Raw genomic sequence first — 23,274 nt, forward strand, 5'->3', positions numbered from 1 at the left:
CCTCCGCTTGGCCGGAGCCGACTGACCAGATCAGCAAGGAGCGATCCATGACGCCACTATCCATTCTCGAGCTCGTCCGCGTGACCGAAGAGACCGACGCCAAGGGCGCGCTGGACAATGCCCGCGACCTGGCGGCCCATGCCGAACAATGGGGCTATAACCGCATCTGGGTCGCCGAGCATCACAACATGCCCGGCATCGCTAGCGCGGCCACCTCGATCGTGCTGGCCCATATCGCGGCCGGCTCAAAAACCATCCGTGTGGGTGCGGGCGGCATCATGCTGCCCAATCACGCCCCCTACATCATTGCCGAGCAGTTCGGCACGCTGGAGCGGCTGTTTCCGGGTCGCATCGATCTCGGGCTCGGCCGCGCGCCGGGCACGGACCAGCTCACGGTCAGAGCCTTGCGCCGCGATCCCCAAAGCGCCGAACGTTTCCCCCAGGATGTGCTCGAATTGCAGGCATTCCTGGCGCCGGCAGGACCCGGGCAGCGCATCGAGGCGGTTCCGGCTGCGGGCAGCAATGTCCCGCTCTGGATTCTCGGATCGAGCAATTTCGGCGCCATGCTGGCGGCCGAACTCGGCCTGCCCTACGCCTTCGCTTCCCATTTTGCCCCCGAACTGCTGCTGCCGGCGCTGGAGATCTATCGCAGCCGGTTCAAGCCCTCGGAACAGCTCGAACGCCCCTATGCCATGGTTGGCGTCAATATCATTGCCGCCGAAACCGACGCGGAAGCGCGCCGGCTGGCGACCACCCAGCAAATGTCCTTCGCCAGCATGCTGCGCGGCACGCGCGGCCTGAGCCAGCCGCCGATCGAGGATATCGAAAGCTATTGGTCGCCGGCGGAAAAGGCGCAGGCCTCACGCATGCTGGCCCGCTCCATCATCGGATCGCCGCAGACCGTTGGCGCGGGTATTGAGGCGCTGGTCAAGGAAACCGCAGCCGACGAGCTGATCGTCGTTTCGGACGTGTACGACCATGCGCAAAGACTGCAGTCGTTGCAGCTCATTGCCGAAGCGGCCGGCATCACGGCAGGGCGATAACGCGCAGGTGGGACAGCACGGCAGGATCATCGAAGCGGTCGGTCGGATCGCCATTGGTGATCAGCACGTCAATATCGGCCAGCCTGGTCACCTGATGCGGCGCCTGGCGGTTGAACTTGTCTTGGTGCGCCACCAGAATGACCCGGCGGGACTGGGGCAGAATATCGCGCACCAGATCGACCTCCATCGGATCGAATTCCAGCACCGCGCCATCGCGATCAATGGCGCTGGCGCCGATGATGGCAATATCGAATTTGAAGCGCTGGCGGTTGGAATCGGCCAGCGTCAGCACTGAGGAATCCTTGTTGCGCACATAGCCGCCATAGACATAGACGGTGGCGTCGGTCTTGAGCGCGCAGGAATAGGCCACTTCCAGATTGGGCGTGGCGATCAACACGCCGGGATGGCGAGCCAGGATTTCGTGCAGGGCGTGAAACGTGGTGCCCAGCCCGACAAATACCGTGGCATTTGGCACCAGGAATTCCTCCAGCGCCGCCACCAGCCGCTGCTTGACCGCGACCTGCACCGTCTGCCGCTCATTGTAGGAATGATGGGCGACGCCGGGCGAGGCAAAGGCGCCGCCAAAGCCCTTGACCAGCAGGCCCTTGGTTTCGAGCAGGCGCAAATCGCGGCGGATCGTCTGGCTGGTCACCTCAAACCGAACCGCCAGATCGGCCACCGAGGCGGCGCCATTGGTGCGCACGGCTTCGAGAATGGCGCTCTGCCGCTCCCCCAAGCGCGTGCCGCCACCGCGCGCCGGTGTCGGACTGGCATTTTCGGGGGACGGATGACCACTCATTTCAGGCGAATACCGAGATAGCTGCGGTCGTCGGTCAGCATGGTGGCAGTGGTGCCCTTGGTGCTCATATAGCGGCCGATCTTGTGCGGATCTTCGGCCTCCACTTCGGCAAATCCGGCCTCCCAGGCGGCAACGCCAAAGCCCTCTCCCAGCTTGAAATAGCCATCCGAGAACAATTCGATGGTGTCGATATCGGCCAGTGCGTAGCTGCGGGTTTCGATGAAGCGCGACGGCACGGCAAAGCCGTCAAGCCCGCCATAGCCCAAAGCCGGTTCGGTGAGGTTCTGAAAATCGCCTTGGCCATGCGAGATGCCGTGCTGGATCAGCTTGAGCAGTTCGACGTCGGGTACAGCGGGAAGGTGCGCCCGGCAGGCGGCCAGGGCTCGCTGCTCGATGGCGGCGATCACGGTGGGATCGGCGGTCGGTGTGCCGGCGGTTTGATTGCGGGTGCCCTGCCAAGTCATGGCGGCGGCCTGCCGGTCGGCTTCGGCAAGGGAGCGACCCAATGCCTCAAAATAGTGCCAGGTCTCGCGGCGCAGAATGGCGGTGACATCGTCGAGGGGCTTCAGCACCTGCAACACGTCATCACCATTGATGCGGATGCCGCTATCACCGACCGCGACGATCTCGAGCCGCTCGCCCAGCTGGAACGCAGCCATGACGGTGCAACCGGCGCGCAGCTTCCAGTCGGCGGTGACCGCGTCGAGCGCGCCGTGATCGACATAGCCTTGGTGGATGGCGGCGCTGAGATAGGCGATCAGATGCTCGCCGCCCTGAAATTGCAGGTCGGGCCGATCGGGCTGGCCCTGCGCCAGGATGAATTTTTCCAGCGCCCGCCGCACGGTGCGCGAGGCGTAGCGGCCGGACAGCATGCCGCCATAACGGGTGCCGTTGCGGTCGGTTACGCCGTCGATAACGGCGTAACCGAGGTCAGGCATGATAACGAGGCTGTCTTCATTGGCTTCTGGGTGGCCAATTTTCTTGCCTAGCGTGAACGCTTCGAGCTGCCTCATACCAACCTTCTTGTCGTCATTCGTTTAGTCGAGGATGGCTGGCGATTATTCGCCGATAGCCGTCCGCCATTTGGCCAGCACCGCTTCGGCCCCGCCGAAATCGGAGAGCGGCTTGACGTCGACCAGCGTCAGGTCAGCCAGGTTTGGCGTACCGGCCGGGCCGGCCACATCGAGACGCACCGAACGGCGGCCGATATCCATGGCCAGCTTTTCCTGGGTCGATTTTGACATGGCCCAATCGATGAAGGCCTTGCCGCCTTCGGGATTGGGGCCGCCCTTGACCAGCGCGACGCCATCGGGCGTTGCGGCAGTGCCATCGGTCAGGTGTACGATGGCCATCGGCGCACCGCCCTGGACATATTCCAGCGCATTGTCTTCCAGTGTCAGGCCCATCGAGGCTTCGCCATCGGCCACGAAGCGCGGCACGGCGCCCGAGCTGTCGGCGAAGACGAAGTTCTTGGCGATGGCGGCATATTCATCCCAGCCCTTGTCGCCGAACACCGTCAGCACGGTGGTCAGCTGCTGCATGGCCGAGCCCGAACCATCGGCGCGGGCCGAGGCGATCTGGCCGTGCCATTTGGGATCAGCCAGTTCGGCCCACGTCTTGGGCGCGGTGTCGAGCGGCTGCAGATCGGTGTTGACCGCCAGCACGTAAACCACGGCGGTGTAAGGTGTCCAGGACGGGTCGCTGATGAACTGCGGATCAATCTTGTCGAAATCGGCCGGGGTATAGGGTTCGAGCTTGTCGGCCAGTTCGGTCAGCGAGCTGCCCGAAATCGACCAGATCACGTCGGCGGCGGGGGCGCCGGCTTCGGCATTGGTGCGCTTGGCGATATCGCCGGAGCCGAGCTTGACCACTTCGGCCTTGAGCCCGGTTTCCTGCTCGAAAATCGGCAACAGAGTGTCGACGATCGAGGATTTATGGGCGGTATAGATCACCACCGAGCCGGACTGCGCCAGCGCCAGCCCAGTCAGGCTGGTCGAGGCAATTAGCGCCGCGGACAGGGTGAGAAATGTACGTTTGCGAATGTTCAAGGCACGTCCTCCCGTTCGTTTTGGATCATTTTGAGATCACCGCGATCCTGAACCGCGCAGAAAAATGTTGCAATACGAAAACTATGCCTGTTCTCTGGCGGCAGAGGCAAACTGCCCGGGGGAGCGTTGCATGAGCTATCTGACCGTCACCAATGCCATCAAGCAGTTCGGCGCCGACTTCATGGCACTGGGCGGGGTGTCGATTGCGGTCGAACGCGGCGAGTTCTTTACGCTGCTGGGGCCGAGCGGTTGCGGCAAGACCACGCTGCTGCGCTCGATTGCCGGCTTTAACGATCTGACCTCGGGCGAAATCACGCTCGACGGGGCGAATCTGCGCCAGGTGCCACCGCATAAGCGCGACATCGGCATGGTGTTTCAGGACTATGCGGTGTTTCCCCATCTCAGCGTCTTCGACAATGTCGCCTTCGGGCTGAAGCCGCGCAAAGTGCCGCCGGCCGAAATCCAGACAAGGGTGACCGAGGCGCTGGCGGCGGTGCGGCTGGGCGCCATGGCCGAGCGCCTGCCGGCGGCCATGTCGGGCGGCCAGCAGCAGCGCATCGGGCTGGCCCGCGCCATGGTGATCAATCCGCAACTGCTGCTGATGGATGAGCCGCTATCCAATCTGGACGCCAAGCTGCGTATCGAACTGCGCGAGGAAATCCGCGACATCCAGAAACAGGTCGATATCGCCACCATCTATGTGACGCACGACCAGGAAGAGGCGCTAGCGATCTCCGACCGCATCTGCGTGATGAGCGCCGGCAAGATCGAGCAGATCGGCACGCCGCAGCAGATTTACGGCGATCCGCAGACGCGGTTCGTGGCCGAATTCGTCGGCACGCTCAATAGTTTTTCCGACAATGATATCTTCAAGGCGGTGCTGGACCAGCTCAAGCTCTCGGCACCAAATGCGTCATGGGCCGCGCGGCCGGAGCGGCTGGGGTTGGGAGAGGCCGGTGCCGGCAGCACGGACGGCGTGGCGGCGGTGCCCGGCACGGTGGAGAAATACACCTATCTCGGACGCGAGGCGCATGTGCTGGTCAAGACCGAGATTGGCGATCTGGTGGTGCATGTCTCCAATCCGGGGATCGAGGCGACACGTGGCGCGGGCGAGCCGGTCAGCGTGTTGATCGAGCGCAGCGCGCCGATGGCGTTCGACGCCGCCGGCAAACGCCTCGCGACCGGGGAGTGAGCCTCATGCCGCGTTTCAATTTCTGGACCGGCGTCATGATCTGCACCTGGTTGCTGCTGATCGGGCTGCTGTTCGTGCCGGTGGGCAATGTGCTGCTGTCGAGCCTGTTCGACCAGTCAGGCAATTTCACCTTTGCCAATTATCTGAAATTTCTGGGGGAATCCCGGTTCCACAATGCCTTCATCAATACGCTGGTGGTGGGCTTTGGCGGCTTGATCGGCGCGCTGCTGCTCGGCTCGATCATGGGCTTTTGCGTGTCGCGCTTCGAAATTCGCGGCGGCAAATTCGTCTCGCTGCTGGCGATTCTGGCGCTGGTGTCGCCGCCCTTTATCGGGGCCTATTCCTGGATCGTGCTGTTCGGCGCGGGCGGGGTGGTGCGCGGGGCCTTGCGCGACATCGGCATCAATATGCCACCGGTCTATGGCGTGGGCGGCATCCTGATGGTGTTTTCGCTCAAGTTTTACCCTTACGTCTACCTGATGGTCTCGGGGGCGCTGAGCAACGTCAACCGCTCGCTGGAGGAAGCGGCCGAGGGGCTGGGGCTGACGCCGTGGCAGCGCACGCTCAAGATTTCCTTCCCCATGGTGTTCCCGGCCCTGTCGGCAGGCGGGCTTTTGGCGCTGATCCATGCCATCGCCGATTTCGGCACACCGCGTCTGCTGGGCCGTGGCTATAACGTGCTGGCGACGGAGGCCTATACGCTTTATTCTGCCGAAGTCGGCTCCAACATGTCGATGGCCACCACCATCTCGGTGGTGCTGATCCTGGTGTCGATGGTGTTCGTGCTGCTGCAGCGCTACATGTCGCGGCGCAATGTCTATCATGGCAACATGATCAACAAGCCGATCCGCATCAAGCTCAAGGGCTGGCGCAATGTGCTCGCCCATGTCGCGGTCTATCTGATCGGGCTGTGCGGAGCGACGCCGGTGATCGTCTCGGTGATCTATTCGTTCCGCAAGACAAATGGCCCGGTGTTTCAGCCCGGCTTCGCGCTGCAGAGCTATGAGCGCATCCTGTTCAATCTGGGTGACGTGATCCGCAACTCGCTGACATTTTCGATCAGCGCGGTGGTGCTGATCGTCATCGCCGGCACGCTGATCGGCGTGCTGGTGTCGCGGCGCACCAATCTGAACACTTCGGTGCTCGATGGCGCCTTCATGATCCCCTATGTGATGCCCGGCATCGTCATCGGCATCGCCTTCATCGCCGCCTTCAATACCGGCCCCATCGTGCTGACCGGCACGGCGGCGATCATCGTGCTGTCGATCTTCATCCGCCGGCTGCCTTATACGGTGCGGACCACGGCTTCCTCACTGCGGCAGATTTCGCCCAGCATGGAGGAAGCGGCGGTGTCGCTGGGCTACAGCCCGTTCCAGGCCTTCCTCAAGATCACCGTACCGCTGATCATTCCGGGCATCATCGCCGGCGGCATGCTGAGCTTCGTCACCGCGATCAACGAGCTATCGTCGTCGCTGGTGCTCTATGTCGGCAGCACCATGACCATGCCGGTGCGCATCTACCTGCTGATTCTGGACGGCGATTTCGGTACGGCCGCCGCGCTATCGACGGTGTTGTTGGCGATGAGCGGGCTGGCCGTCTATATCGCCTTCCGCTTCATGGGGAGAAATGAGCAGGCATTGCTCTGAGAGCGGCTGGCCGCTAATCCGGGCTGCGGTCGCGATCCTTGTCGATCAGCGCCTGCAGTCCCGCCCGCAGGTTCAGCAGATCCAGCGTCGTCGCGCCGTCCCGCAACGCCTGCCGCAGGTCAGCCTCCTTGGCCTCGCGCGCCGCGCACGCCGCCGCCGCGCTGGCAATCTCGCGGCGTGGGACGACGACCAGGCCGTCCTCGTCGCCCAATATTGCGTCACCCGCCGCGACCAGCACAGCGCCGAACCGCAGCACTTGGCCAATCGAGCCCAGCTGCGCCTTTTCGGTGCCCACAATGGAGGCGCCGCGGGCAAATACCGGAAACCCCAGCGCCTTGATCGCGCTCAAGTCGCGCACGCAGCCATCGATCACCAGACCGGCAATGCCCTTGGCGAGACAGGCGGTGGCCAGCACATCGCCGAAGGGGCCATCATCCATCGAGCCCTCGTGGTCGACCACCAGGATATCGCCCGGCTGCGCCTCGGCGATCGCCACATGCAGCATCAGATTATCGCCGCGCGGACAAAACACTGTCAGCGCCGGCCCACATAGCCGCATCGCGGCGTCGATCGGCTTGATAGATCCGGGCAGCGCGCCGCGCTGCCCGATCGCTTCATGAATGGTGGCCGAGGAAAATTGCCCCAGTTCCGCCAGCGCATCGCGTGCCGGACGCTCAAAGCCGAAGTCAAAGCTCACCATATGCCAGCGCCCTCAATCGAGCGGATCGCCGCTGGGCAGCGACCCGCCCTGCCCGCTTAGGCGGCGTTTTCGCCGATATGGATCGTCAGCGGCGCCAGTTTGTCGATGGTGCCGACCAGCACGTCGCCAGTCTTGACCGGGCCGACGCCGTGCGGCGTGCCGGTCAGGATGATGTCGCCGGCCTTCAGCTCAAAATAGTTCGAGAGGTTGGCGATGATCTCGGGCACGGTCCAGATCAGCAGGTTCAGGTCCGAATCCTGGGTCGCCTTGCCGTTGACCGTCAGCTTGATATTGCCGCTGGCGATATGGCCGACGCTTTCGACGGTCGAGAGCGCGCCCACCGGGCAGGATTCATCAAACGATTTGGCCACTTCCCAGGGGAGGCCGCCGCCCTGGATATCGCGGCGCGTCATGTCGAGGCCTACGCCATAGCCGTAGATATGGTCGAGCGCTTCGGCGGCGGGGATGTTGTAACCGCCCGATTTCAGCGCCACGACCATCTCCATCTCATGGTGATAATCGCCCGTCATCGTCGGGTAGGCGACGGTCGCGCCGTCCAGCACCACCGAGTCAGTTGGCTTCTGGAAGAAGATCGGCGGATCGCGGTCCTCGCTGCCACCCATTTCGCGCACATGGGCCACGTAGTTCCGCCCGACGCAATAGACGCGGCGCACCGGAAACCGGTCGCTGCTGCCGGCCACGGGAATGCTCACCTGTTCGGGAGCGTCGATCACAAATCCATTTTTTGCCATGGGCAAACCTCCTGCTCGGTTTCGGACTTTGAAAGTCCTTTTCTCGGATATCGATGCTAGATCATCGCGATGAACCAGCCAGAAAATCTATTATCCAGCCTCATTCGAAAAGATATGGATGCGATCTGCGCGCGGATTGCAAGCCAAGAAACGCGGGCTGGCTGCAACTCGCCTACAAAATCTCCCTAAGACCGGCCATTTTATGCGCAATTTCAAGGCATTTTGATACGGCGTGAATCTTTCGCGCCAACAAAACACGCGAGAATGATATATATTTTTGACAGACCCCTCCAATAATGTAGATTGTTGCTCAGCTACGGCTGGCGGGCAACGTCCCGTCCAATTAGGGAGGAAGACTCAATGAAGATGCGTACGGATTTTCGGGCAGCAGTCGGAGCGGCGCTGCTGCTAACCTTGCCTCATCTCGCCGGGGCGGGCGTCACCGCCCAGGCGCAGGACCTGACCGATGTCACCATCGTTATTCCCAACCCATCGGCCATCAACAACTTCGCCCTCTACACGGCTCTCGGCGAAGGCTATTTTGAAGATGAAGGCCTCAACGTCACCGTCGAGACGGTGAACGGCTCCGCCTCGGTGCTGCAGATGATGGCGGCCGGTCAGGCCCAGATCGGCAATCCCGGCGCTGGTCCGGTGCTCAATGCCCGTGCCCGTGGTGAGGACATCGTCTTCATCTACAACAACTTCGCCAAGTCGGTGTTCGGCCTCGTCGTCAAGGAAGAAGCCGCCATCACCGGCCCCGCCGATCTGAAGGGTGCGGTCATCGGCGTCGGCACCGCTGATGGCGCCGAAGTGGGTTTCACCCGCGCCATCATGGCCGGATCCGGCTTTACCGAAGGCACTGACTACGAATTCCTCACCATCGGCGACGGCGGCACCGCCGCGGCTGCGCTGCTCAATGACGAAGTGGTCGCCTATGCTGCCGCTGTCAGCGACGTGGCCATCATCGAGTCGCGCGGCATTGACCTGCGCGAAATCACCCCCGAAGCCTACCTCGCCTATTTCGGCAATGGCTGGGCCGCTACGCACGCCTTTATCGAGCAGAGCCCCGCCGTGATCGAAGGCTTCGGCAAGGCCTATGTCCGGGCTAACAAGTTCGCCCTCGATCCCGCCAATCGCGATGCCGTCCTGGCCCGTGCCGCTGCCGGCAACCCCCAGGAAGGCGAAGACAAGGCCTTCGCCGACAACCTGCTGACCGCCATCATGGGTCGCACGACGCTTGATGATCCGGCAGCGCTGTGGGGTTACCAGCCGCCCGAGCATTGGGCACTGTGGCATCAGAGCCTGCTTGATACCGGTGAACTGACCGCACCCCTGCCTGACCTGAACGCCGTCTATACCAACGACTTCGTCGAAGTCTGGAACGCAGCCGAATGATTGCGGCGACAACAAATAATGCGCAGGTTGGCCCTTTGGGCCGACCTGTCTACCAGTTGCGCAACGTGGCCAAGAGCTACATCCGCCGCAAGCTGCACGCGCTTGACACGGTCGACCTGACGCTGACCGAGGGCAGTTTCTCCTCCGTCATCGGCCCCTCGGGCTGCGGCAAGTCCACCTTGCTCAAGATCATGTCGGGCCTGGTGCCTCCTTCGCAGGGCAGCGTCGTGCTCGAAGGCACGCCGGTGACCGGTCCGCGCAGCGATATCGGCATGATGTTCCAGCAGGCCACGTTGTTTCCCTGGCGCACCACGCTGCAAAACGTCGTGCTGCCGATCGAAATTCGCGATGGCAAGGCGGCCGCGGCCCGCAAGCACGAAGCAGCGAGCGACTTGCTCGACCTCGTCGGGCTCAAGGGCTTCGAAAATGCCTATCCGAACGAACTTTCCGGCGGCATGGCCCAGCGCGCGGCGATCTGCCGGATGCTGGTCACCGAGCCGGCGGTTCTGCTGCTCGATGAACCCTTCAGCGCGCTTGATGAATTGGCGCGCGACTTCATGAATATGGAATTGCAGCGCATCTGCATGGCCCGCAATGCCACCGCCTTCCTGGTGACCCATTCCATCCAGGAAGCGGTGATCCTGTCGGACGTGGTCTATGTCATGTCGCCACGCCCCGGCCGGTTCGTCGAAGCGGTCACCATCGACCTGCCCCGCCCGCGAACCCTCGATATGATGAGCGAGCCCCGCTTTGGCGCCTATGTTCAGCGCATAAGGGCCCGGCTCGACCAAGGAGCGTTCATATGACCGACATTGCGCACGAACAGCAGCCTCCCGTCGCCGACACCGTATGGACCGAGCCGGTCTCCTTTATTGACAGCGTGCCGCGTTCCGTCGCAATGCTGGGGCTCTTCATTATCTTCATTGCGCTGTGGCAGGCCGTGCACGGGTTCAGCATCGTTTCCCCCATCATTCTGCCCTCCCCCTGGTCCACCTTCATGGACATCCTGTTCGTGGGGCAGAACCTGATCACTGGCGGCTATATGCTGCCCGCTCTCGGCATCACCGCGGCCGAGGTCGTCCTCGGCTTCGCCATCGCGCTGACCATCGGCTTTTCGCTCGGCGTGCTGGTGGGTGAGACCAAGTTCGGCGAGCGCGCGGTCATGCCCTATCTGGTCGCCATCGACACCATGCCCAAGATCGCCTTCGCGCCCTTGTTCCTGGGTTGGCTGGGCTTCGGCATCTCCTCCAAGGTCGCCCTGGCCGCCTTCATCGCCACCTTTTCCATCGTTGTCGGCACAGCCGCCGGCCTGCATGCCGCCGAGGAAAATGCCCGCATGCTGTTCAAGACCATGGGCGCTACCCGCCTACAGACCTTGATCAAGATGAAGCTGCCCATGGCCCTGCCGCAGATTTTCACCGGCCTCAAGCTGGCTGCCGTGGGCGTCATGGCCGGCGCCATCACCGGTGAATTCATCGGTGGCGGCAAGGGCTTTGGCGAACTTATCCGTGTCGCCGCCGCCCAGTTGAATACGCCGCGCGTCTTCTCGCTGATTACCTATCTGAGCCTGCTCGGGCTCTCCCTGTTCTGGGGTGTGGTCTGGCTCGAACGCAAACTTGTGTTCTGGCGTCGCTCCAGCCTTGGCGAAGGCCTTTCCGGCCAATGAAAGTGCATCAATGAGCCTTGAATCCACTGCCAAAGAGCACACTGCCGTCGTGGATAATGCCACGGCGGCAACCATCGTTTATCGCAAGCTCCGCCAGGATATCCTGCGCGGCGAGCTGAATCCCGGCCAGAAGCTGCAGATCGAATTTGTCGGCGCCCGCTATGGCGTCGGGGCCAATCCGGTGCGCGAAGCGCTGAACCGGCTGTCCTCCGAACGTCTGGTGGACCGCTTCGACCAGCGCGGCTTCTTCGTGCCGCAACTGTCCATCGACAGCCTGCGCGAGCTGGTCAAAACTCGCTGCTGGCTCGAAGGCATGGCACTGGAACAGTCAATCGCCAACCGGACCCCGGCCTGGGAAGACAATCTGATCCTGGCCCACCACCACCTCGCCCGCACGCGCGTGCGCCTGCCCGAGGAGGATGGCGACAACACCGAATGGGAAATCAAGCACCGGGCTTTCCATAACGCGCTGATTGCTGCCTGCGGCTCGTCCTGGCTCATTCGGTTCTGCAACGACATGATGGATCACGCCGAGCGCTACCGCTACATCGTCATGGTCAGCTATCCCCGGCGCGACACCGACCAGGAACACCGCCTGATGATGGACGCCGCCCTGGACGGCGACGCCGAACTGGCCAAGCAGCGCCTCATCGCCCAATACGAACTGACGCTCCGCCTTATCGAAGAACAGATCGCTGGCCCCGACGGCCAAGGCGCCGCCCTGATGGGCCTGCCGGCGGTATAGGCGAACCATCACCCGCGCCGCCCCCCCGGCGAGGCGGCGCAGGCTCATACCGCGGCTAATGGGCGGGCCGGACGTTTTGGTTGACGTGGAACAAGTTCGTCGGGTCGAACTTTTCCTTCAGCGCAGCGAGCTTGGGATAGTTATCGGTTGCGCGCAGCCGGGCTTCGCCTTCGTCATCCATCATGAAATTTGGATAGGCGCCCGCCAGATTGTACGGATGCACGGCTTCCCAATAGCCCTTGGCCCAGCTTTTGATGGCCCCTGCCTGCTTGGGATCAGGGTCGACCCCGGCGATCACCATCGACCAGGTAGCGTCGCGGCAGTTCCAGGCGGCGTCGCTCGAGCCGAGCCGATGCACCGCGCCGTCGATCGGGTAAAGATGCATCAGCGACTGGTCGCTGGGGGCCTTGGATGCATGCGCGATATGGGCATCGATCGCTGCGTCGGGCAGCGATTTGACGAAGTCGCCCTTCCAGTACCACTGCATCCCCGTGGGATAGAGCGCATCGAACATCGCCTGTAGCGCCGGGTATGGCATGTCGCCGGCCCAGTCGAACAGCGGTGTCGGCAATTGCTGGCGGATGGCATCAACCGCCGCCTTGGCGCCCGCGCCACTATGCGCGACCAGCAGGATGCACATCCGCTTGCCCCAATGCTCCTGCGGGAACGGCTCGCCGCTCGGGATGGTTTGCAGGCCCAGCCAGACGCAGAAATCATTGGGCGCAGTGGCCTGGAACTCGCGATACCAGCGCATCACGGTGGCCGCTTCGGAGAGATCGAAAACAATCGGCCCACCATAGACATCCTTGGCCTTATGGGTGCGGAACAGAAAACTGGTCACCACGCCGAAATTGCCGCCGCCGCCGCGCAGCGCCCATAAAAGATCGGGATTTTCCTTTTCGCTGGCGGTGACAAAGCGGCCATCAGCCAGCACCACATCGGCTTCGAGAAGGCTGTCGATGGTCAGGCCGTATTGCCGGCTGAGATAGCCATGCCCGCCATTCAATGTCAGCCCGGCAACGCCGGTGGTGGAAATGATGCCGAAAGGCACGGCCTGGCCGAAAGCGTGGGTGGCATGATCGACGTCGCCGGTGGTGCAGCCGGGGCCGACCCTGACGGTGTGGCCAGCCGGATCCACGCGGACGCCTTTCATCGTCGACATATCGATCACCAGACCTTCATCGACACTGCCAAAGCCGGGGCCATTGTGCCCCCCGCCCCGGATCGCGATGGCGAGCTTGTTCTCGCGGCCAAAATTCACCGCCGATATGACGTCCCCGACATCGGAGCAGCGGGCAATGACCAAGGGTCGCTTGTCGATCATGGCGTTGTAGAGCTTGCGCGTTTGCTCGTAATCGGGATGTCCGGCGTCCAGCACCGCGCCGCGCTGGCTCGCCGCAAAATTGCTGATGGTTTCGGTGTTCATGGCTGTCCTCCCGCAAGCGTATCGCTTGGCGGCGGATGCTAAGCCGGGTCCAGGCATCGGCAAATGGCCGATCGTCCGGTTTTGTTGCTCAGGCGTCTTGCCGCCGGCGACGCAACCCCGCTTATGTGTGCCGCTTGTTCCGGGGCCTGTTGAGGCATATTCTGGATCAAAGGATGGGCCCTGCAGGAGGAAGGGATCAGCCGGAGGTGCAGGCCAATGGATGTTCTCTCCGACGTACTCGCGGCGGTTCGATTGACCGGTGCGATCTTTTTCGACAACACGTTCCACGAACCCTGGGTGGCCGAGGCGCCCAAGGCATCGGCGATAGCGGCGGCGGTCATGCCGATCTCGCAATATGTGTTCTTTTTTCACACGCTTATCGAAGGCTCGTGCTGGGCCGAGCTGACCGACAGCTCCCTCGCGCCGATCCGGCTTCACGCTGGCGATATTGTGGCGTTTCCCATGGACGACGCGCATGCGCTCTGCTCGTCGATCGGGATGCGGGCCAAGCCGGACCTCGCCGTTTATCATAACCCGGTCGACCGGCAGCTGCCCTATATCGTCAACGATGGCTCCAATGCCGGAACCTGCCGCTTCATCTGTGGCTATCTTGGTTGCGATATCCATCCGTACAACCCGTTCATCAGCTCACTGCCGCGCGTGCTGCACGGGCGAGGCACCGCAGCGCAAGGCTGGCTGGCGCAGCTCGTGCACCATGCCGTTTCCGAAACCCAGAGCGAGCGTCCGGGTGGTGAAACGGTGCTGGCCAAGCTGGCCGAATTGCTCTTCGTGGAAGTCTTGCGCGACTATGTCGATACCCTGCCGATGGACTCGCGGGGCTGGCTTTCGGGCCTACGGGACCCGCAAATTGGCCAGGCTTTACGCCTGATCCACGGTCGGCCCGCTGACGATTGGTCACTCGAAAGTCTGGCGCGGGCCGTCGGCCTGTCCAGATCCGTTTTTGCCAGCCGCTTCACGCATTATTCCTGCGTCTCGCCGATGCAGTATCTGGGGCGCTGGCGCATGCAGCTGGCGGCAAGACGGCTGGAGAGCGCCGGGATCAGTATCGCGCAGGCCGGAGCCGAAGTCGGCTACGAGTCAGAAGCTGCCTTCAATCGCGCCTTCAAGAAGGTCGTCGGCTTGCCGCCCGGTGCCTGGCGCAAGGGGCGCCTAGCGTCGTCTGCAACCATTCAGATGCTGTGACTGCCATCGGTAGGTCGGCATCATGCTGCGCCGGTCTGTGGTGTCTTGGATTTTCGCCAGTTCGCAGCGAGCAGGGCCAGCGCGACACCGCCGAGAATACCCGCCGACGCAACCAGCAGACGACCCGTCAGCGGTTCCCCGATGAACAGCACGCCCCCTGCCGCCGCAATGGCGGGAACCGTCAACTGAATGAATGCAGCACTGGTGCGGGTCATGCTCGGCAGCACGCTGTACCAAATGGCATAGCCCAAGCCGGAGGCAATCGCCCCAGAAGCGACCGCATAGGCCAGCCCTGGCGCGCTGCTGGTGTGTGCAAGATCAGCAGTTGCCACCAGCAGCAGAGCAATCGGCAGGCAGCGGATGAAATTTCCGGCGGTATCAGCTAGCGGCGCACGCGATCCCTGCCCTAGCAAGGAATATGCCGCCCAGGACAATCCTGCGGCGGCCATCAATGCCGTGCCGAGCAGTGGCGGCGCCACCAGGCCCGGCGCCACGAGAAATACCAGCGCCGCAAAGGCAACGCCGAAGCCGAGCCACTCCAATAGCCCTGGCCGGTCCCCTTTCACGATGGCCCATGCCAGCATGCCGATCTGCACGCTGGCGAACAGGATGAGGGCACCGGTTCCGGCTCCCAGCATGAGGTAAGCGATGGAGAAGGCCAGCGCGTAGCCAAACAAGGCCGCGGCCCCTCGCCAACTGCCACTGATTGCGATCCTGGCGCCGCCATTCCCGCGCCTGCGAAAATAGAGGATCGCGATCAAAGTCAGGGCTCCCGACACGATCCGCACACCGGTATAGCCGGTGGCGTTCATGTCCCCCGCGCCCAGCGCCAGCCTTGCCAACACGGAATTGGCCGAAAAAGCGAGCAGCGCAACCGTCGCGAGCACAGGGACTCTCAACGCAATATCCTTTGTCCCGGATCGGAAATCGAGCATAGCCCCGTTATAGGACAACCACTAGCCGCTCCAGAGTTTGGACAAGGATGTGTCCATCATCGTAGACTCGAGGCTTGTTGGTCCAACCCCAAGCCGTCATTTCCCGTCCCGTTGGGGCTGCGCCTGGCCGGTAACGCTCTGCCAATAGTCATCGGCACGTTTCTCGAAGGTGGCGGCCCCGCGCGCGTCGCTTTGATACAGCGCCCCGCGCGGGAGCGGGGAATAGATCTGTTCCACCCAGCCGCGCGGGTCATCATGCGGCAGCTGATATCCCACATGGCCGAGCGCTTCTGCCCCCTTGTAATGGGTATCGCGCAAATGCATCGGCACCGCGACTGGCGGCTGACCAGCAACGAATTGCAAGGCGGTCATGATGCCCCGGCAGGCCGACGCCGACTTGGGTGCCCGCGCCACATGCAGCGCGGCATGGGCCAGCACGATCTGCGCCTCCGGATAGCCGATTTTCTCCACCGCCTGCGCCGCCGCCACGGCCGTCTGCAGTGCGGTATTGTCGGCGAGCCCGACATCCTCGGAGGCGTGGATCATGATCCGTCGGGCGATATAGCGCGGATCCTCGCCGCCATGGATCAACCGCGCCAGCCAGTACAGCGTCGCGTCCGGGTCGGACCCACGCATGGATTTGACGAAGGCCGAAACCACATCGTAATGCGCATCGCCCGACCGGTCGTGATTGATCGGCGCCGCCGCGTAGACCTCATCGAGCATGGCGTCGGTGACCGTAACGGCCCCAGCATCATGTCCAACCGCCAAGCTTTCGAGCGCGGTCAAGGCGCGTCTGGCATCGCCGCCCGAGCGGCCGGCAATCAGACGGACCTGCGCCGGCGTCAGCTCGATCGCCATGGCCTCGGCCCGCAAATAATCGATGCCGCGCCGAACGACCTGCTCCATGTCCTCAATGCTGAGCGGCTCAAGTTTGAGAATGGTCGAGCGCGAAACCAGCGCCGACGTCAGCACGTGATAGGGATTGCCGGTGGTCGCGCCGATGAAATCGGCGGTGCCGTCCTCGCACAGCGCCAGCAGGTCATCGGTCTGCGTCGCCGAAAACCGCTGCACCTCGTCAACGAAAATCAGCAGCGGGGTCATCCGCGCTTCATCGGCCAGCCGCCGAATATCGGACACCCCCGCCCGCGTGGCGTTGAGCGGCCGAAAGCTCTTGCCCAGCATGTTGCCCACCGCGCGCGCAATGGAAGTCTTCCCAATGCCCGGGGGGCCATAAAGGATGACACTGCCCAACGCCCCCGCCACGATCCGGCGGCGCAGGATCGAGCCCGGCGCCACCACTCCCGGCTGCCCAACAACATCATCCAGCGTTGCAGGCCGCAAGGCCGCCGCAAGTGGCGCCCGCCCGGGACGCGCCCCGCTATCGAAGAGGTCGTTCATTCAGTGCCTCGAACCATAATTTTGCTTAGAGATGATACCCTGATGGATCAGTTCCGGCCACTGAGCGCGCATGTCGATGGGGCAATCTAGGCCGTGCCGCTACGGCTCATACCCGGCTTCCCTGATGGCCGCCAGATCGGGCGCGCACCTGCTGCTGCGCCTCCGACCGTATGTCGCTACGAGCAAAAACCATCAATCAAGGTCAATTGCGCAGCGTTGCGAGGTGGCCTACGCGTGTCTCCGCGGCCTCTATGGGCGATAGCGCAGCGCTTCAACTAGCCTGGCAAAGGCAGGCGAGGTCTGGCGCCGGCTTGGATAATAGAGGTGGTAGCCGTCAAATGTCGGCATCCAGTTCTCAAGCACCTGAACCAGTTGGCCGGTTTTGAGATAAGGCGCCGCAATGTTCTCGGGAACACACCCCAGGCCCGCTCCGGCGAGGGCTGCCGACAGGATATGGCTACTGCTGCTGAACGTCAGCTGACCCTCCACCCTGGCATTGATGCGCCGCCCCGCTTGTTCAAACTCCCAGGCGTAATGGCCGCCGTGTGTTGGCAGGCGAAGGTTGATGCAAACCTGCTCGGTCAGATCATCCGGCGTTTCCGGCCGCTGCCGGCCGTCAAAATATACCGGTGAAGCGACCACGGCCATACGCCAGTCGGGCCCGATGCGCACCGCCACCATATCCTTAGCCAGCTGTTCGCCCAGGCGCACGCCGGCGTCATAGCGCTGGGCTACAATATCGACAAAACCGTTCTCCGCGATGATCTCCAGCTGGATATCGGGATAGGCTTGCGTGAAGCCCTGCAACCTCGGCCAGAGCACAGCATTGATGGCATGTTCGCCAGCACTCAGCCGGATCGTGCCAGCCGGTTTGTCACGGAATTCGCTGACCATCGCGAGCGCCGCATCGACCTCTCGAAAGCGTGGCTAGACCGTTGCGAGTAACCGCTCGCCAGCGTCGGTCGGCGACACGCTGCGGGTGGTGCGCGTCAGGAGCCGGACACCAAGACGCTTCTCCAGCCGGCTCAGGGCGTGACTCAGCGCCGATTGAGACACGCCAAGGCGCGCCGCGGCGCGGGTGAAGCTACGGTCCTGGGCGACGGCAATAAACACTATAAGATCGGCTACATTGTCGCGGTTCATTCATAAACGGCTACCATGAAGCGCTGATTTCGTCATCAACACTGCGCGCGATCACCGGGCGCGAAATTGATGTCCGCAGCAAATGCAGGATGATCCCAGCCGCATTCCCAAGCTCCGCACGTATCTTCGCCATCACCGCTCATGAATTTCATTCATAGGCTCAAGCAGGATGGCCCCACTAATCAGATGATTGAAACAGGCCTATCTACGCTTCGCAACAAGGAGAGCCGTCATGAAAATTCAGCGCGCAGGTTCCCAGCCCTCAGCCAAGGGGCCAGCCGACTGGTTTACCGGTGCAGTTCGGATCGATCCACTTTATGCGGTCGACGCGCCGAGCGTCATGGCTGGCAACACCGTCACCTTCGAGCCCGGTGCCCGCACCGCTTGGCACACCCATCCGCTCGGGCAGACTCTCATCATCACCGCCGGTCGCGGCCTTGTTCAAAAAGCCGATGGCCCGATTGAAACCGTGTTGCCCGGCGACGTGGTGCGTTTTGCGCCCAATGAAAAGCACTGGCACGGCGCCAGTGCCGAAACAGCGATGACCCATATTGCCATCCAGGAAGAACTGAACGGCAGGGCCGTCGAGTGGATGGAGCACGTGAGCGACCAACAGTACGGCCGCTGAGCCGGCCCCAGGCTTTGACCACAAACAGACGGTTTCCCTAATGACAAGCGTACCGAACTTGCAACTCAACAATGGCGTTCAGATACCCGCGCTTGGTCTGGGCGTGTTCCAGACGCCGCCAGACGAGACGACAGCAGCGGTCGAAGAGGCCCTGCGCGTCGGCTATCGCCATATCGACACGGCGGCCGCCTATGGCAATGAGCGTGAAGTGGGCGAAGGCATTCGTCGCTCGGGCATCCCGCGCGACCAGATTTTCATCGAGACCAAGATCTGGATCAATGATTATGGTTTTGACGAAACGCTGCACGGGTTCGAAAAGAGCAGCAAGAAACTGGGCATCGAGCAGCTCGATCTGCTGATCCTGCACCAGGCGCTACCTTCGGCTTTTGACAAGACCCTGGAGGCGTACCGCGCCCTCGAAAAGCTCCTGACCGATGGCAAAGTCCGCGCCATTGGCGTCAGCAATTTCATGCCCGAGCACATCGAGCGCTTGCTGGCCGAAACTGAAATCGTGCCGGCGGTCAACCAGATCGAAGTGCACCCTTACTTCCAGCAAGCCGAACTGCAACGCCTGCACCGGCGACATGGCATCCTGACTCAGGCCTGGTCGCCCATTGGCGGCATTACCTTCTATCGCGGCAACGGCAAGAGCTCGCTGGAAGATCCCACGATCGTCGCCATCGCAGAGGCGCATGACAAGTCGGCCGCGCAGGTCATGCTACGCTGGGGCTTGCAGCAGGGCCGCTCGGTGATCCCAAAATCGGTCAAGCCCGCTCGCATTGCCGAGAATTTCGATGTTTTCGACTTCGAACTGACTCTGGATCAGCTGGCAGCCATCGACAATTTGGAAACTGGCGCGCGGGGCGGGCCGGAACCCGACTTCATCACGCTCGACAATTTCAGCCGACCGATCCCGGAAGCATGAGGAGATACGACATGAAAAAAAGACAACTGGGCACCAGCGGATTGGAAGTTTCGGCCATCGGCCTTGGCTGCATGGGCCTGAGCTTCGGTTATGGCCCGGAGACAACCACTCAAGACGGCATCAAGCTAATCCGTGGGGCCTACGAACGCGGCGTCACCTTCTTCGACACGGCGGAGGTTTATGGTCCCTATAAGAACGAAGAACTGGTCGGCGAAGCGCTGGAGCCGTTCCGCGATCACGTGGTCATCGCCACCAAATTTGGTTTTGACACCGATGGAGGCGGCGCACCGGACAGCCGGCCCGAACGCATCCGGGCGGCGGTCGAGGGGTCGCTCAAACGCTTGCGGACGGACCGGATCGATCTGCTCTATCAGCACCGCGTCGACAAGAACGTGCCGATCGAGGATGTCGCCGGAACGGTCAAGGCATTGATCGCCGAAGGCAAGGTCAAGTTTTTCGGCATGTCGGAAGCTGGTGTCGCCAACATTCGACGCGCCCATGCGGTCCAGCCGGTCACGGCGCTGCAGAGCGAATATTCGATGCTCTGGCGCGAACCCGAAGAACAGATTCTTCCAGCACTGGAAGAGCTTGGCATTGGCTTCGTTCCGTTCAGCCCGCTCGGGAAGGGCTTTCTTACCGGCACGATCGATGCGAACACCCGTTTTGCCAAAAACGACTTCCGCAACACTGTGCCGCGTTTCACGGCGGAGAACCGAGCAGCCAATCAAGTCATGGTGGACACGATTACCCGTATCGCCGGGGAAAAACAGATCACGCCAGCCCAACTCGCGCTTGGCTGGGTGCTGGCTCAGAAGCCTTGGATCGCACCCATTCCCGGCACAACCAAGCTGCACCGCCTCGAGGAAAACATCGGCGCGGTAGACGTCGAGTTGTCAGTAGCAGACCTTGCCGCCATCGAGGAAGCCGTCTCCGGCATTACGGTCCAAGGCGATCGCTACTCGCCGCAGAACCAGGCCAGGATTGATCGATAAGTGCAGGGCTCAATCCGTCGTCGCCAAAGGTGCGGATTATCGAGGGCTACGTGCTCGATGCAGCCTCCCTCAAGGGCACCATGCAGAGGCAGGATGTGGTCTATGCCAATCTCGCGGGAGACATGAAGCGACAGGCCCACAGCAAAGCCGGCGACGCTCCGGGTGCTGCCGAGGCCGTCAGCCGGCATATCAGCGGTTCCGACCGCCACATCGTCGAACACATGCGCGCCACCCGACGTCACGCCGCGGCGTCCGACGGCAAAAACTAGCGTCCTGAGTGCAGCCGTCCAGCTCGTATCCTAGATCGACTTGAGGCCGACCCGCTCCTCAAGTTTGCTGACCGCTTCTTTGCGCTCGCTGTAGCGGGAGGTCAGATAGCCAGATACGCCGCGATTGATCAGTGTGAACTTCACCAGCTCTTCCATGACGTCCACGACCCTATCGTAATACGATGACGGTTTCATGCGACCGTCCGTCTCGAATTCCTGGAACGCCTTTGCAACCGACGATTGGTTCGGGATCGTGACCATCCGCATCCAGCGCCCCAGGATACGCATCTGATTCACCGCGTTGAACGACTGCGACCCGCCCGAGACCTGCATGACCGCGAGCGTGCGCCCCTGGGTCGGGCGGATGGCGCCGCCTGGCAGCGGTATCCAGTCTATCTGCGCCTTTAGCACTGAACTCATGGCACCATGACGCTCTGGGCTCGTCCATACTTGGCCCTCTGACCACAACATGGCCGCCCGCAGCTCCTGTACCTTCGGGTGATCATCGGGGGCATCCCCTGGCAGCGGCAATCCGTTAGCGTGGAATATGCGCACCTCGGCACCGAACGCCTCCAGCAGGCGCTGCGCCTCGATGGTCAGCAGACGACTGTAGGAGCGTTCGCGCAGCGACCCGTAAAGCATCAGGATGCGGGGCTTGTGTTGCAGGACCGGGGTGGTCAGCTGGCCGAAATCAGGCACCTGGAAGGCATCGCCAATGACATTGGGGAGATCAGACAATGCGCTTCCTCTCGGCGTCGATGATGACCTCGCCATCCTCTTTGGTGAACGGCCCGATGTCAGGATTTTCAAGGATATCCAGCACCGCCTCGGAAGGTCTGCACAGACGGGTGCCGATCGGCGTTTCGACAAATGGGCGGTTGAGCAGGATGGGGTGCGCCTCAATGGCGTCTTGCAGCGCTTCGTCCGACAGGGAAACGTCGGCCAGACCGAGTTCGGCATATGGCGTATCCTTCTGCCGGATCGCCTCACGCAGCGACATGCCTGCGGCGGTGACCAGTTCGGTGATCCTGGCCCGTGACGGTGGCGACTTGAGGTATTCGATCACGATGGGCTCAACACCTGACTGTCGGATCATCGCTAAGGTGTTCCGCGAGGTGCCGCAGTCGGGATTGTGGTAAATGGTGACGGTCATTCCGCTGTCCTTGCTTTGGTGTTGCAGCGCACTGCGGCGCCGTTTTCGTACCAGCCCTTGCTGCGGTTCACGATCCAGACCACCGACAGCATCACCGGCACTTCGACCAGCACGCCCACGACCGTGGCCAGGGCGGCGCCGGAATTGAAACCGAACAGGGCGATGGCGGCGGCGACCGCGAGTTCGAAGAAATTCGAAGCGCCGATCAATGCGGACGGTCCAGCAACGCAATGCTGTTCGCCGGAAACGCGGTTGAGGACATAGGCCAGTCCCGAGTTGAAATAGACCTGGATCAGGATCGGCACGGCCAGAAGCAGGATGATCGTGGGCTGGGCAACGATCTGCTCACCCTGGAGGCCGAACAGCATCACCAATGTCAGCAGCAGGGACGCGATCGAGATCGGTTGCAGGATCGACAGCACCTGGTTCATAGCATCGATGCCGCCACTGGCGAGCAGCCAGCGCCGGTAAAGCTGTGCAACGATCACCGGAACGACAATGTAGAGTCCAACCGACAGCAGCAGCGTATCCCAGGGCACGGTGATGGCCGACAAGCCCAGCAACAGACCGACGATGGGAGCGAAGGCGATGACCATGATGGCATCGTTGAGCGCCACCTGGCTCAAGGTGAAATGGGGTTCCCCCTTCACCAGGTTCGACCAGACAAACACCATCGCGGTGCATGGCGCCGCGGCCAGGATGATGAGACCGGCGATATAGCTGTCGATCTGCACTTCCGGCAGCAGCGGTCGGAACAGCCAGCCAATGAAGAGCCAACCCAGCAGCGCCATCGAGAAGGGCTTAATGGCCCAGTTGATGAAGACGGTGACGCCGATGCCCCGCCAATAGGCGCCGACCTGGCCCAGGCTCATGAAATCGATCCGCACCAGCATGGGAATGACCATCAACCAGATGAGCACCGCCATGGGGATGTTGACCTGGGCGTACTCGAAGGAGCCGAGCCCCTGGAAGAATGCTGGAAAGACTTGGCCAGCAGCAATACCGACAACGATGCAGATCGCGACCCACAGGGTCAGATACCGTTCGAAAATGGACATGGGAAACCTAGATGGCCCGCAACAGCATGGTCGCCGTGGCGCAGATGGATGATGCTTGGTGGGTGCCAAGGATCGAAGAAGGCGCCGAGGCCCGGTCTGTGTGCACCAAACCGAGAGGCTCGAAGCTGCCCTGGCCCACGTGGTTGAGGACCGGC

Annotated in this window: 23 protein-coding genes and 1 pseudogene; 12 read left to right on the forward strand and 12 right to left on the reverse strand. The window is 62.3% G+C overall.

What is annotated here, in order from left to right:
• The first annotated feature begins 47 nt into the window (after window positions 1–47).
• Window positions 48–1,043: an LLM class flavin-dependent oxidoreductase gene (locus ACX3OZ_RS01420; protein WP_459095199.1), complete on the forward strand. Its 996-nt coding sequence runs from the start codon at window positions 48–50 to the stop codon at window positions 1,041–1,043.
• Here ACX3OZ_RS01420 and ACX3OZ_RS01425 read toward each other — a convergent pair.
• The 3 genes from ACX3OZ_RS01425 to ACX3OZ_RS01435 are packed head-to-tail and all read right to left on the reverse strand — an operon-like array spanning window position 1,027 to window position 3,890.
• Window positions 1,027–1,842, reverse strand: a complete 816-nt coding sequence (locus tag ACX3OZ_RS01425) for a DeoR/GlpR family DNA-binding transcription regulator (RefSeq protein WP_459095198.1) — start codon at window positions 1,840–1,842, stop codon at window positions 1,027–1,029. The genes ACX3OZ_RS01420 and ACX3OZ_RS01425 overlap by 17 nt on opposite strands.
• On the reverse strand, window positions 1,839–2,855 hold the full coding sequence (locus ACX3OZ_RS01430; RefSeq protein ID WP_459095197.1) for a hypothetical protein: 1,017 nt from the start codon (window positions 2,853–2,855) through the stop codon (window positions 1,839–1,841). The genes ACX3OZ_RS01425 and ACX3OZ_RS01430 overlap by 4 nt, the downstream gene beginning before the upstream one ends.
• A gap of 45 nt (window positions 2,856–2,900) precedes the next feature.
• Complete coding sequence (locus ACX3OZ_RS01435) at window positions 2,901–3,890, reverse strand: extracellular solute-binding protein (RefSeq protein ID WP_459103674.1); 990 nt, start codon at window positions 3,888–3,890, stop codon at window positions 2,901–2,903.
• A gap of 130 nt (window positions 3,891–4,020) precedes the next feature.
• On the opposite strand from ACX3OZ_RS01435, the gene ACX3OZ_RS01440 reads away from it, so the two are divergent.
• Together ACX3OZ_RS01440 and ACX3OZ_RS01445 are read left to right on the forward strand one after the other, a co-directional pair.
• A complete protein-coding gene (locus tag ACX3OZ_RS01440) occupies window positions 4,021–5,082 on the forward strand; it encodes an ABC transporter ATP-binding protein (protein WP_459095195.1) in 1,062 nt (353 codons plus the stop codon).
• A gap of 5 nt (window positions 5,083–5,087) precedes the next feature.
• Window positions 5,088–6,728: an ABC transporter permease gene (locus tag ACX3OZ_RS01445; RefSeq protein ID WP_459095194.1), complete on the forward strand. Its 1,641-nt coding sequence runs from the start codon at window positions 5,088–5,090 to the stop codon at window positions 6,726–6,728.
• A gap of 13 nt (window positions 6,729–6,741) precedes the next feature.
• Here ACX3OZ_RS01445 and ACX3OZ_RS01450 read toward each other — a convergent pair whose 3' ends face one another.
• Both ACX3OZ_RS01450 and ACX3OZ_RS01455 read right to left on the reverse strand, forming a co-directional pair.
• Window positions 6,742–7,428 (reverse strand): 4-carboxy-4-hydroxy-2-oxoadipate aldolase/oxaloacetate decarboxylase, encoded by a 687-nt coding sequence (locus ACX3OZ_RS01450; protein WP_459095193.1) that lies wholly within the window; start codon window positions 7,426–7,428, stop codon window positions 6,742–6,744.
• A gap of 56 nt (window positions 7,429–7,484) precedes the next feature.
• A complete protein-coding gene (locus ACX3OZ_RS01455; protein ID WP_459095192.1) occupies window positions 7,485–8,180 on the reverse strand; it encodes a fumarylacetoacetate hydrolase family protein in 696 nt (231 codons plus the stop codon).
• 360 nt (window positions 8,181–8,540) lie between these two features.
• Here ACX3OZ_RS01455 and ACX3OZ_RS01460 point away from each other — a divergent pair, with 360 nt between their 5' ends.
• The 4 genes from ACX3OZ_RS01460 to ACX3OZ_RS01475 are packed head-to-tail and all read left to right on the forward strand — an operon-like array spanning window position 8,541 to window position 11,986.
• Window positions 8,541–9,575, forward strand: a complete 1,035-nt coding sequence (locus ACX3OZ_RS01460) for an ABC transporter substrate-binding protein (protein ID WP_459103675.1) — start codon at window positions 8,541–8,543, stop codon at window positions 9,573–9,575.
• Window positions 9,572–10,381: an ABC transporter ATP-binding protein gene (locus tag ACX3OZ_RS01465; RefSeq protein WP_459095190.1), complete on the forward strand. Its 810-nt coding sequence runs from the start codon at window positions 9,572–9,574 to the stop codon at window positions 10,379–10,381. Before ACX3OZ_RS01460 ends, ACX3OZ_RS01465 begins: the two co-directional genes overlap by 4 nt.
• Window positions 10,378–11,241: an ABC transporter permease gene (locus ACX3OZ_RS01470; RefSeq protein ID WP_459095189.1), complete on the forward strand. Its 864-nt coding sequence runs from the start codon at window positions 10,378–10,380 to the stop codon at window positions 11,239–11,241. The genes ACX3OZ_RS01465 and ACX3OZ_RS01470 overlap by 4 nt, the downstream gene beginning before the upstream one ends.
• Window positions 11,242–11,251: 10 nt before the next feature.
• Window positions 11,252–11,986 carry a GntR family transcriptional regulator gene (locus ACX3OZ_RS01475; RefSeq protein WP_459095188.1) on the forward strand — a complete coding sequence of 245 codons (735 nt, stop codon included), beginning with the start codon at window positions 11,252–11,254 and terminating at the stop codon, window positions 11,984–11,986.
• 55 nt (window positions 11,987–12,041) lie between these two features.
• On the opposite strand, the gene ACX3OZ_RS01480 is transcribed toward ACX3OZ_RS01475, so the two are convergent.
• On the reverse strand, window positions 12,042–13,412 hold the full coding sequence (locus ACX3OZ_RS01480; protein WP_459103676.1) for an FAD-binding oxidoreductase: 1,371 nt from the start codon (window positions 13,410–13,412) through the stop codon (window positions 12,042–12,044).
• A gap of 216 nt (window positions 13,413–13,628) precedes the next feature.
• Between ACX3OZ_RS01480 and ACX3OZ_RS01485 the strand changes: the two genes are divergently transcribed.
• Window positions 13,629–14,615, forward strand: coding sequence for an AraC family transcriptional regulator (locus ACX3OZ_RS01485; RefSeq protein ID WP_459095186.1), 987 nt, complete (start codon window positions 13,629–13,631; stop codon window positions 14,613–14,615).
• 20 nt (window positions 14,616–14,635) lie between these two features.
• Here the strand turns inward: ACX3OZ_RS01485 and ACX3OZ_RS01490 are convergent, their stop codons facing one another.
• From ACX3OZ_RS01490 to ACX3OZ_RS01500, 3 genes and pseudogenes are all read right to left on the reverse strand, one after another.
• Window positions 14,636–15,502: a DMT family transporter gene (locus ACX3OZ_RS01490; RefSeq protein WP_459095185.1), complete on the reverse strand. Its 867-nt coding sequence runs from the start codon at window positions 15,500–15,502 to the stop codon at window positions 14,636–14,638.
• A gap of 144 nt (window positions 15,503–15,646) precedes the next feature.
• The gene (locus ACX3OZ_RS01495; RefSeq protein WP_459103677.1) at window positions 15,647–16,951 is read right to left on the reverse strand and encodes a replication-associated recombination protein A; all 1,305 of its coding nucleotides are present in this window, start codon (window positions 16,949–16,951) and stop codon (window positions 15,647–15,649) included.
• A gap of 249 nt (window positions 16,952–17,200) precedes the next feature.
• A pseudogene (locus ACX3OZ_RS01500) lies at window positions 17,201–18,094 on the reverse strand (LysR family transcriptional regulator).
• Between the two features lie 232 nt (window positions 18,095–18,326).
• On the opposite strand from ACX3OZ_RS01500, the gene ACX3OZ_RS01505 reads away from it, so the two are divergent.
• From ACX3OZ_RS01505 to ACX3OZ_RS01520, 4 genes are read left to right on the forward strand one after another with little or no spacing between them, the layout of a single operon-like run.
• Complete coding sequence (locus ACX3OZ_RS01505; RefSeq protein WP_459095182.1) at window positions 18,327–18,722, forward strand: (R)-mandelonitrile lyase; 396 nt, start codon at window positions 18,327–18,329, stop codon at window positions 18,720–18,722.
• Window positions 18,723–18,762: 40 nt separating this feature from the next.
• Window positions 18,763–19,647 (forward strand): aldo/keto reductase, encoded by an 885-nt coding sequence (locus ACX3OZ_RS01510; RefSeq protein WP_459095181.1) that lies wholly within the window; start codon window positions 18,763–18,765, stop codon window positions 19,645–19,647.
• A gap of 11 nt (window positions 19,648–19,658) precedes the next feature.
• Window positions 19,659–20,639, forward strand: coding sequence for an aldo/keto reductase (locus ACX3OZ_RS01515; protein ID WP_459103678.1), 981 nt, complete (start codon window positions 19,659–19,661; stop codon window positions 20,637–20,639).
• Window positions 20,640–20,689: 50 nt separating this feature from the next.
• Complete coding sequence (locus ACX3OZ_RS01520) at window positions 20,690–20,908, forward strand: hypothetical protein (protein WP_459095179.1); 219 nt, start codon at window positions 20,690–20,692, stop codon at window positions 20,906–20,908.
• Between the two features lie 30 nt (window positions 20,909–20,938).
• Here ACX3OZ_RS01520 and arsH read toward each other — a convergent pair whose 3' ends face one another.
• From arsH to arsB, 3 genes are read right to left on the reverse strand one after another with little or no spacing between them, the layout of a single operon-like run.
• Entirely contained in the window at window positions 20,939–21,682 is a 744-nt protein-coding gene (gene arsH / locus ACX3OZ_RS01525) for an arsenical resistance protein ArsH (RefSeq protein WP_459103830.1), read from the reverse strand.
• A complete protein-coding gene (gene arsC / locus ACX3OZ_RS01530) occupies window positions 21,639–22,061 on the reverse strand; it encodes an arsenate reductase (glutaredoxin) (RefSeq protein ID WP_459095178.1) in 423 nt (140 codons plus the stop codon). The genes arsH and arsC overlap by 44 nt, the downstream gene beginning before the upstream one ends.
• On the reverse strand, window positions 22,058–23,119 hold the full coding sequence (arsB, locus tag ACX3OZ_RS01535; RefSeq protein WP_459103679.1) for an ACR3 family arsenite efflux transporter: 1,062 nt from the start codon (window positions 23,117–23,119) through the stop codon (window positions 22,058–22,060). The genes arsC and arsB overlap by 4 nt, the downstream gene beginning before the upstream one ends.
• Window positions 23,120–23,274: the final 155 nt, after the last annotated feature.

The sequence above is a fragment of the Devosia sp. A369 genome (genome assembly GCF_054489345.1).

Coding starts and splice junctions, on each gene's coding strand:
- ACX3OZ_RS01420 (WP_459095199.1), top strand. CDS start 48: ATGACGCCACTATCCATTCTCGAGCTCGTCCGCGTGACCGAAGAGACC.
- ACX3OZ_RS01425 (WP_459095198.1), bottom strand. CDS start 1,842: ATGAGTGGTCATCCGTCCCCCGAAAATGCCAGTCCGACACCGGCGCGC.
- ACX3OZ_RS01430 (WP_459095197.1), bottom strand. CDS start 2,855: ATGAGGCAGCTCGAAGCGTTCACGCTAGGCAAGAAAATTGGCCACCCA.
- ACX3OZ_RS01440 (WP_459095195.1), top strand. CDS start 4,021: ATGAGCTATCTGACCGTCACCAATGCCATCAAGCAGTTCGGCGCCGAC.
- ACX3OZ_RS01445 (WP_459095194.1), top strand. CDS start 5,088: ATGCCGCGTTTCAATTTCTGGACCGGCGTCATGATCTGCACCTGGTTG.
- ACX3OZ_RS01450 (WP_459095193.1), bottom strand. CDS start 7,428: ATGGTGAGCTTTGACTTCGGCTTTGAGCGTCCGGCACGCGATGCGCTG.
- ACX3OZ_RS01455 (WP_459095192.1), bottom strand. CDS start 8,180: ATGGCAAAAAATGGATTTGTGATCGACGCTCCCGAACAGGTGAGCATT.
- ACX3OZ_RS01460 (WP_459103675.1), top strand. CDS start 8,541: ATGAAGATGCGTACGGATTTTCGGGCAGCAGTCGGAGCGGCGCTGCTG.
- ACX3OZ_RS01465 (WP_459095190.1), top strand. CDS start 9,572: ATGATTGCGGCGACAACAAATAATGCGCAGGTTGGCCCTTTGGGCCGA.
- ACX3OZ_RS01470 (WP_459095189.1), top strand. CDS start 10,378: ATGACCGACATTGCGCACGAACAGCAGCCTCCCGTCGCCGACACCGTA.
- ACX3OZ_RS01475 (WP_459095188.1), top strand. CDS start 11,252: ATGAGCCTTGAATCCACTGCCAAAGAGCACACTGCCGTCGTGGATAAT.
- ACX3OZ_RS01480 (WP_459103676.1), bottom strand. CDS start 13,412: ATGAACACCGAAACCATCAGCAATTTTGCGGCGAGCCAGCGCGGCGCG.
- ACX3OZ_RS01485 (WP_459095186.1), top strand. CDS start 13,629: ATGGATGTTCTCTCCGACGTACTCGCGGCGGTTCGATTGACCGGTGCG.
- ACX3OZ_RS01495 (WP_459103677.1), bottom strand. CDS start 16,951: ATGAACGACCTCTTCGATAGCGGGGCGCGTCCCGGGCGGGCGCCACTT.
- ACX3OZ_RS01505 (WP_459095182.1), top strand. CDS start 18,327: ATGAAAATTCAGCGCGCAGGTTCCCAGCCCTCAGCCAAGGGGCCAGCC.
- ACX3OZ_RS01510 (WP_459095181.1), top strand. CDS start 18,763: ATGACAAGCGTACCGAACTTGCAACTCAACAATGGCGTTCAGATACCC.
- ACX3OZ_RS01515 (WP_459103678.1), top strand. CDS start 19,659: ATGAAAAAAAGACAACTGGGCACCAGCGGATTGGAAGTTTCGGCCATC.
- arsH (WP_459103830.1), bottom strand. CDS start 21,682: ATGGCGAGGTCATCATCGACGCCGAGAGGAAGCGCATTGTCTGATCTC.
- arsC (WP_459095178.1), bottom strand. CDS start 22,061: ATGACCGTCACCATTTACCACAATCCCGACTGCGGCACCTCGCGGAAC.
- arsB (WP_459103679.1), bottom strand. CDS start 23,119: ATGTCCATTTTCGAACGGTATCTGACCCTGTGGGTCGCGATCTGCATC.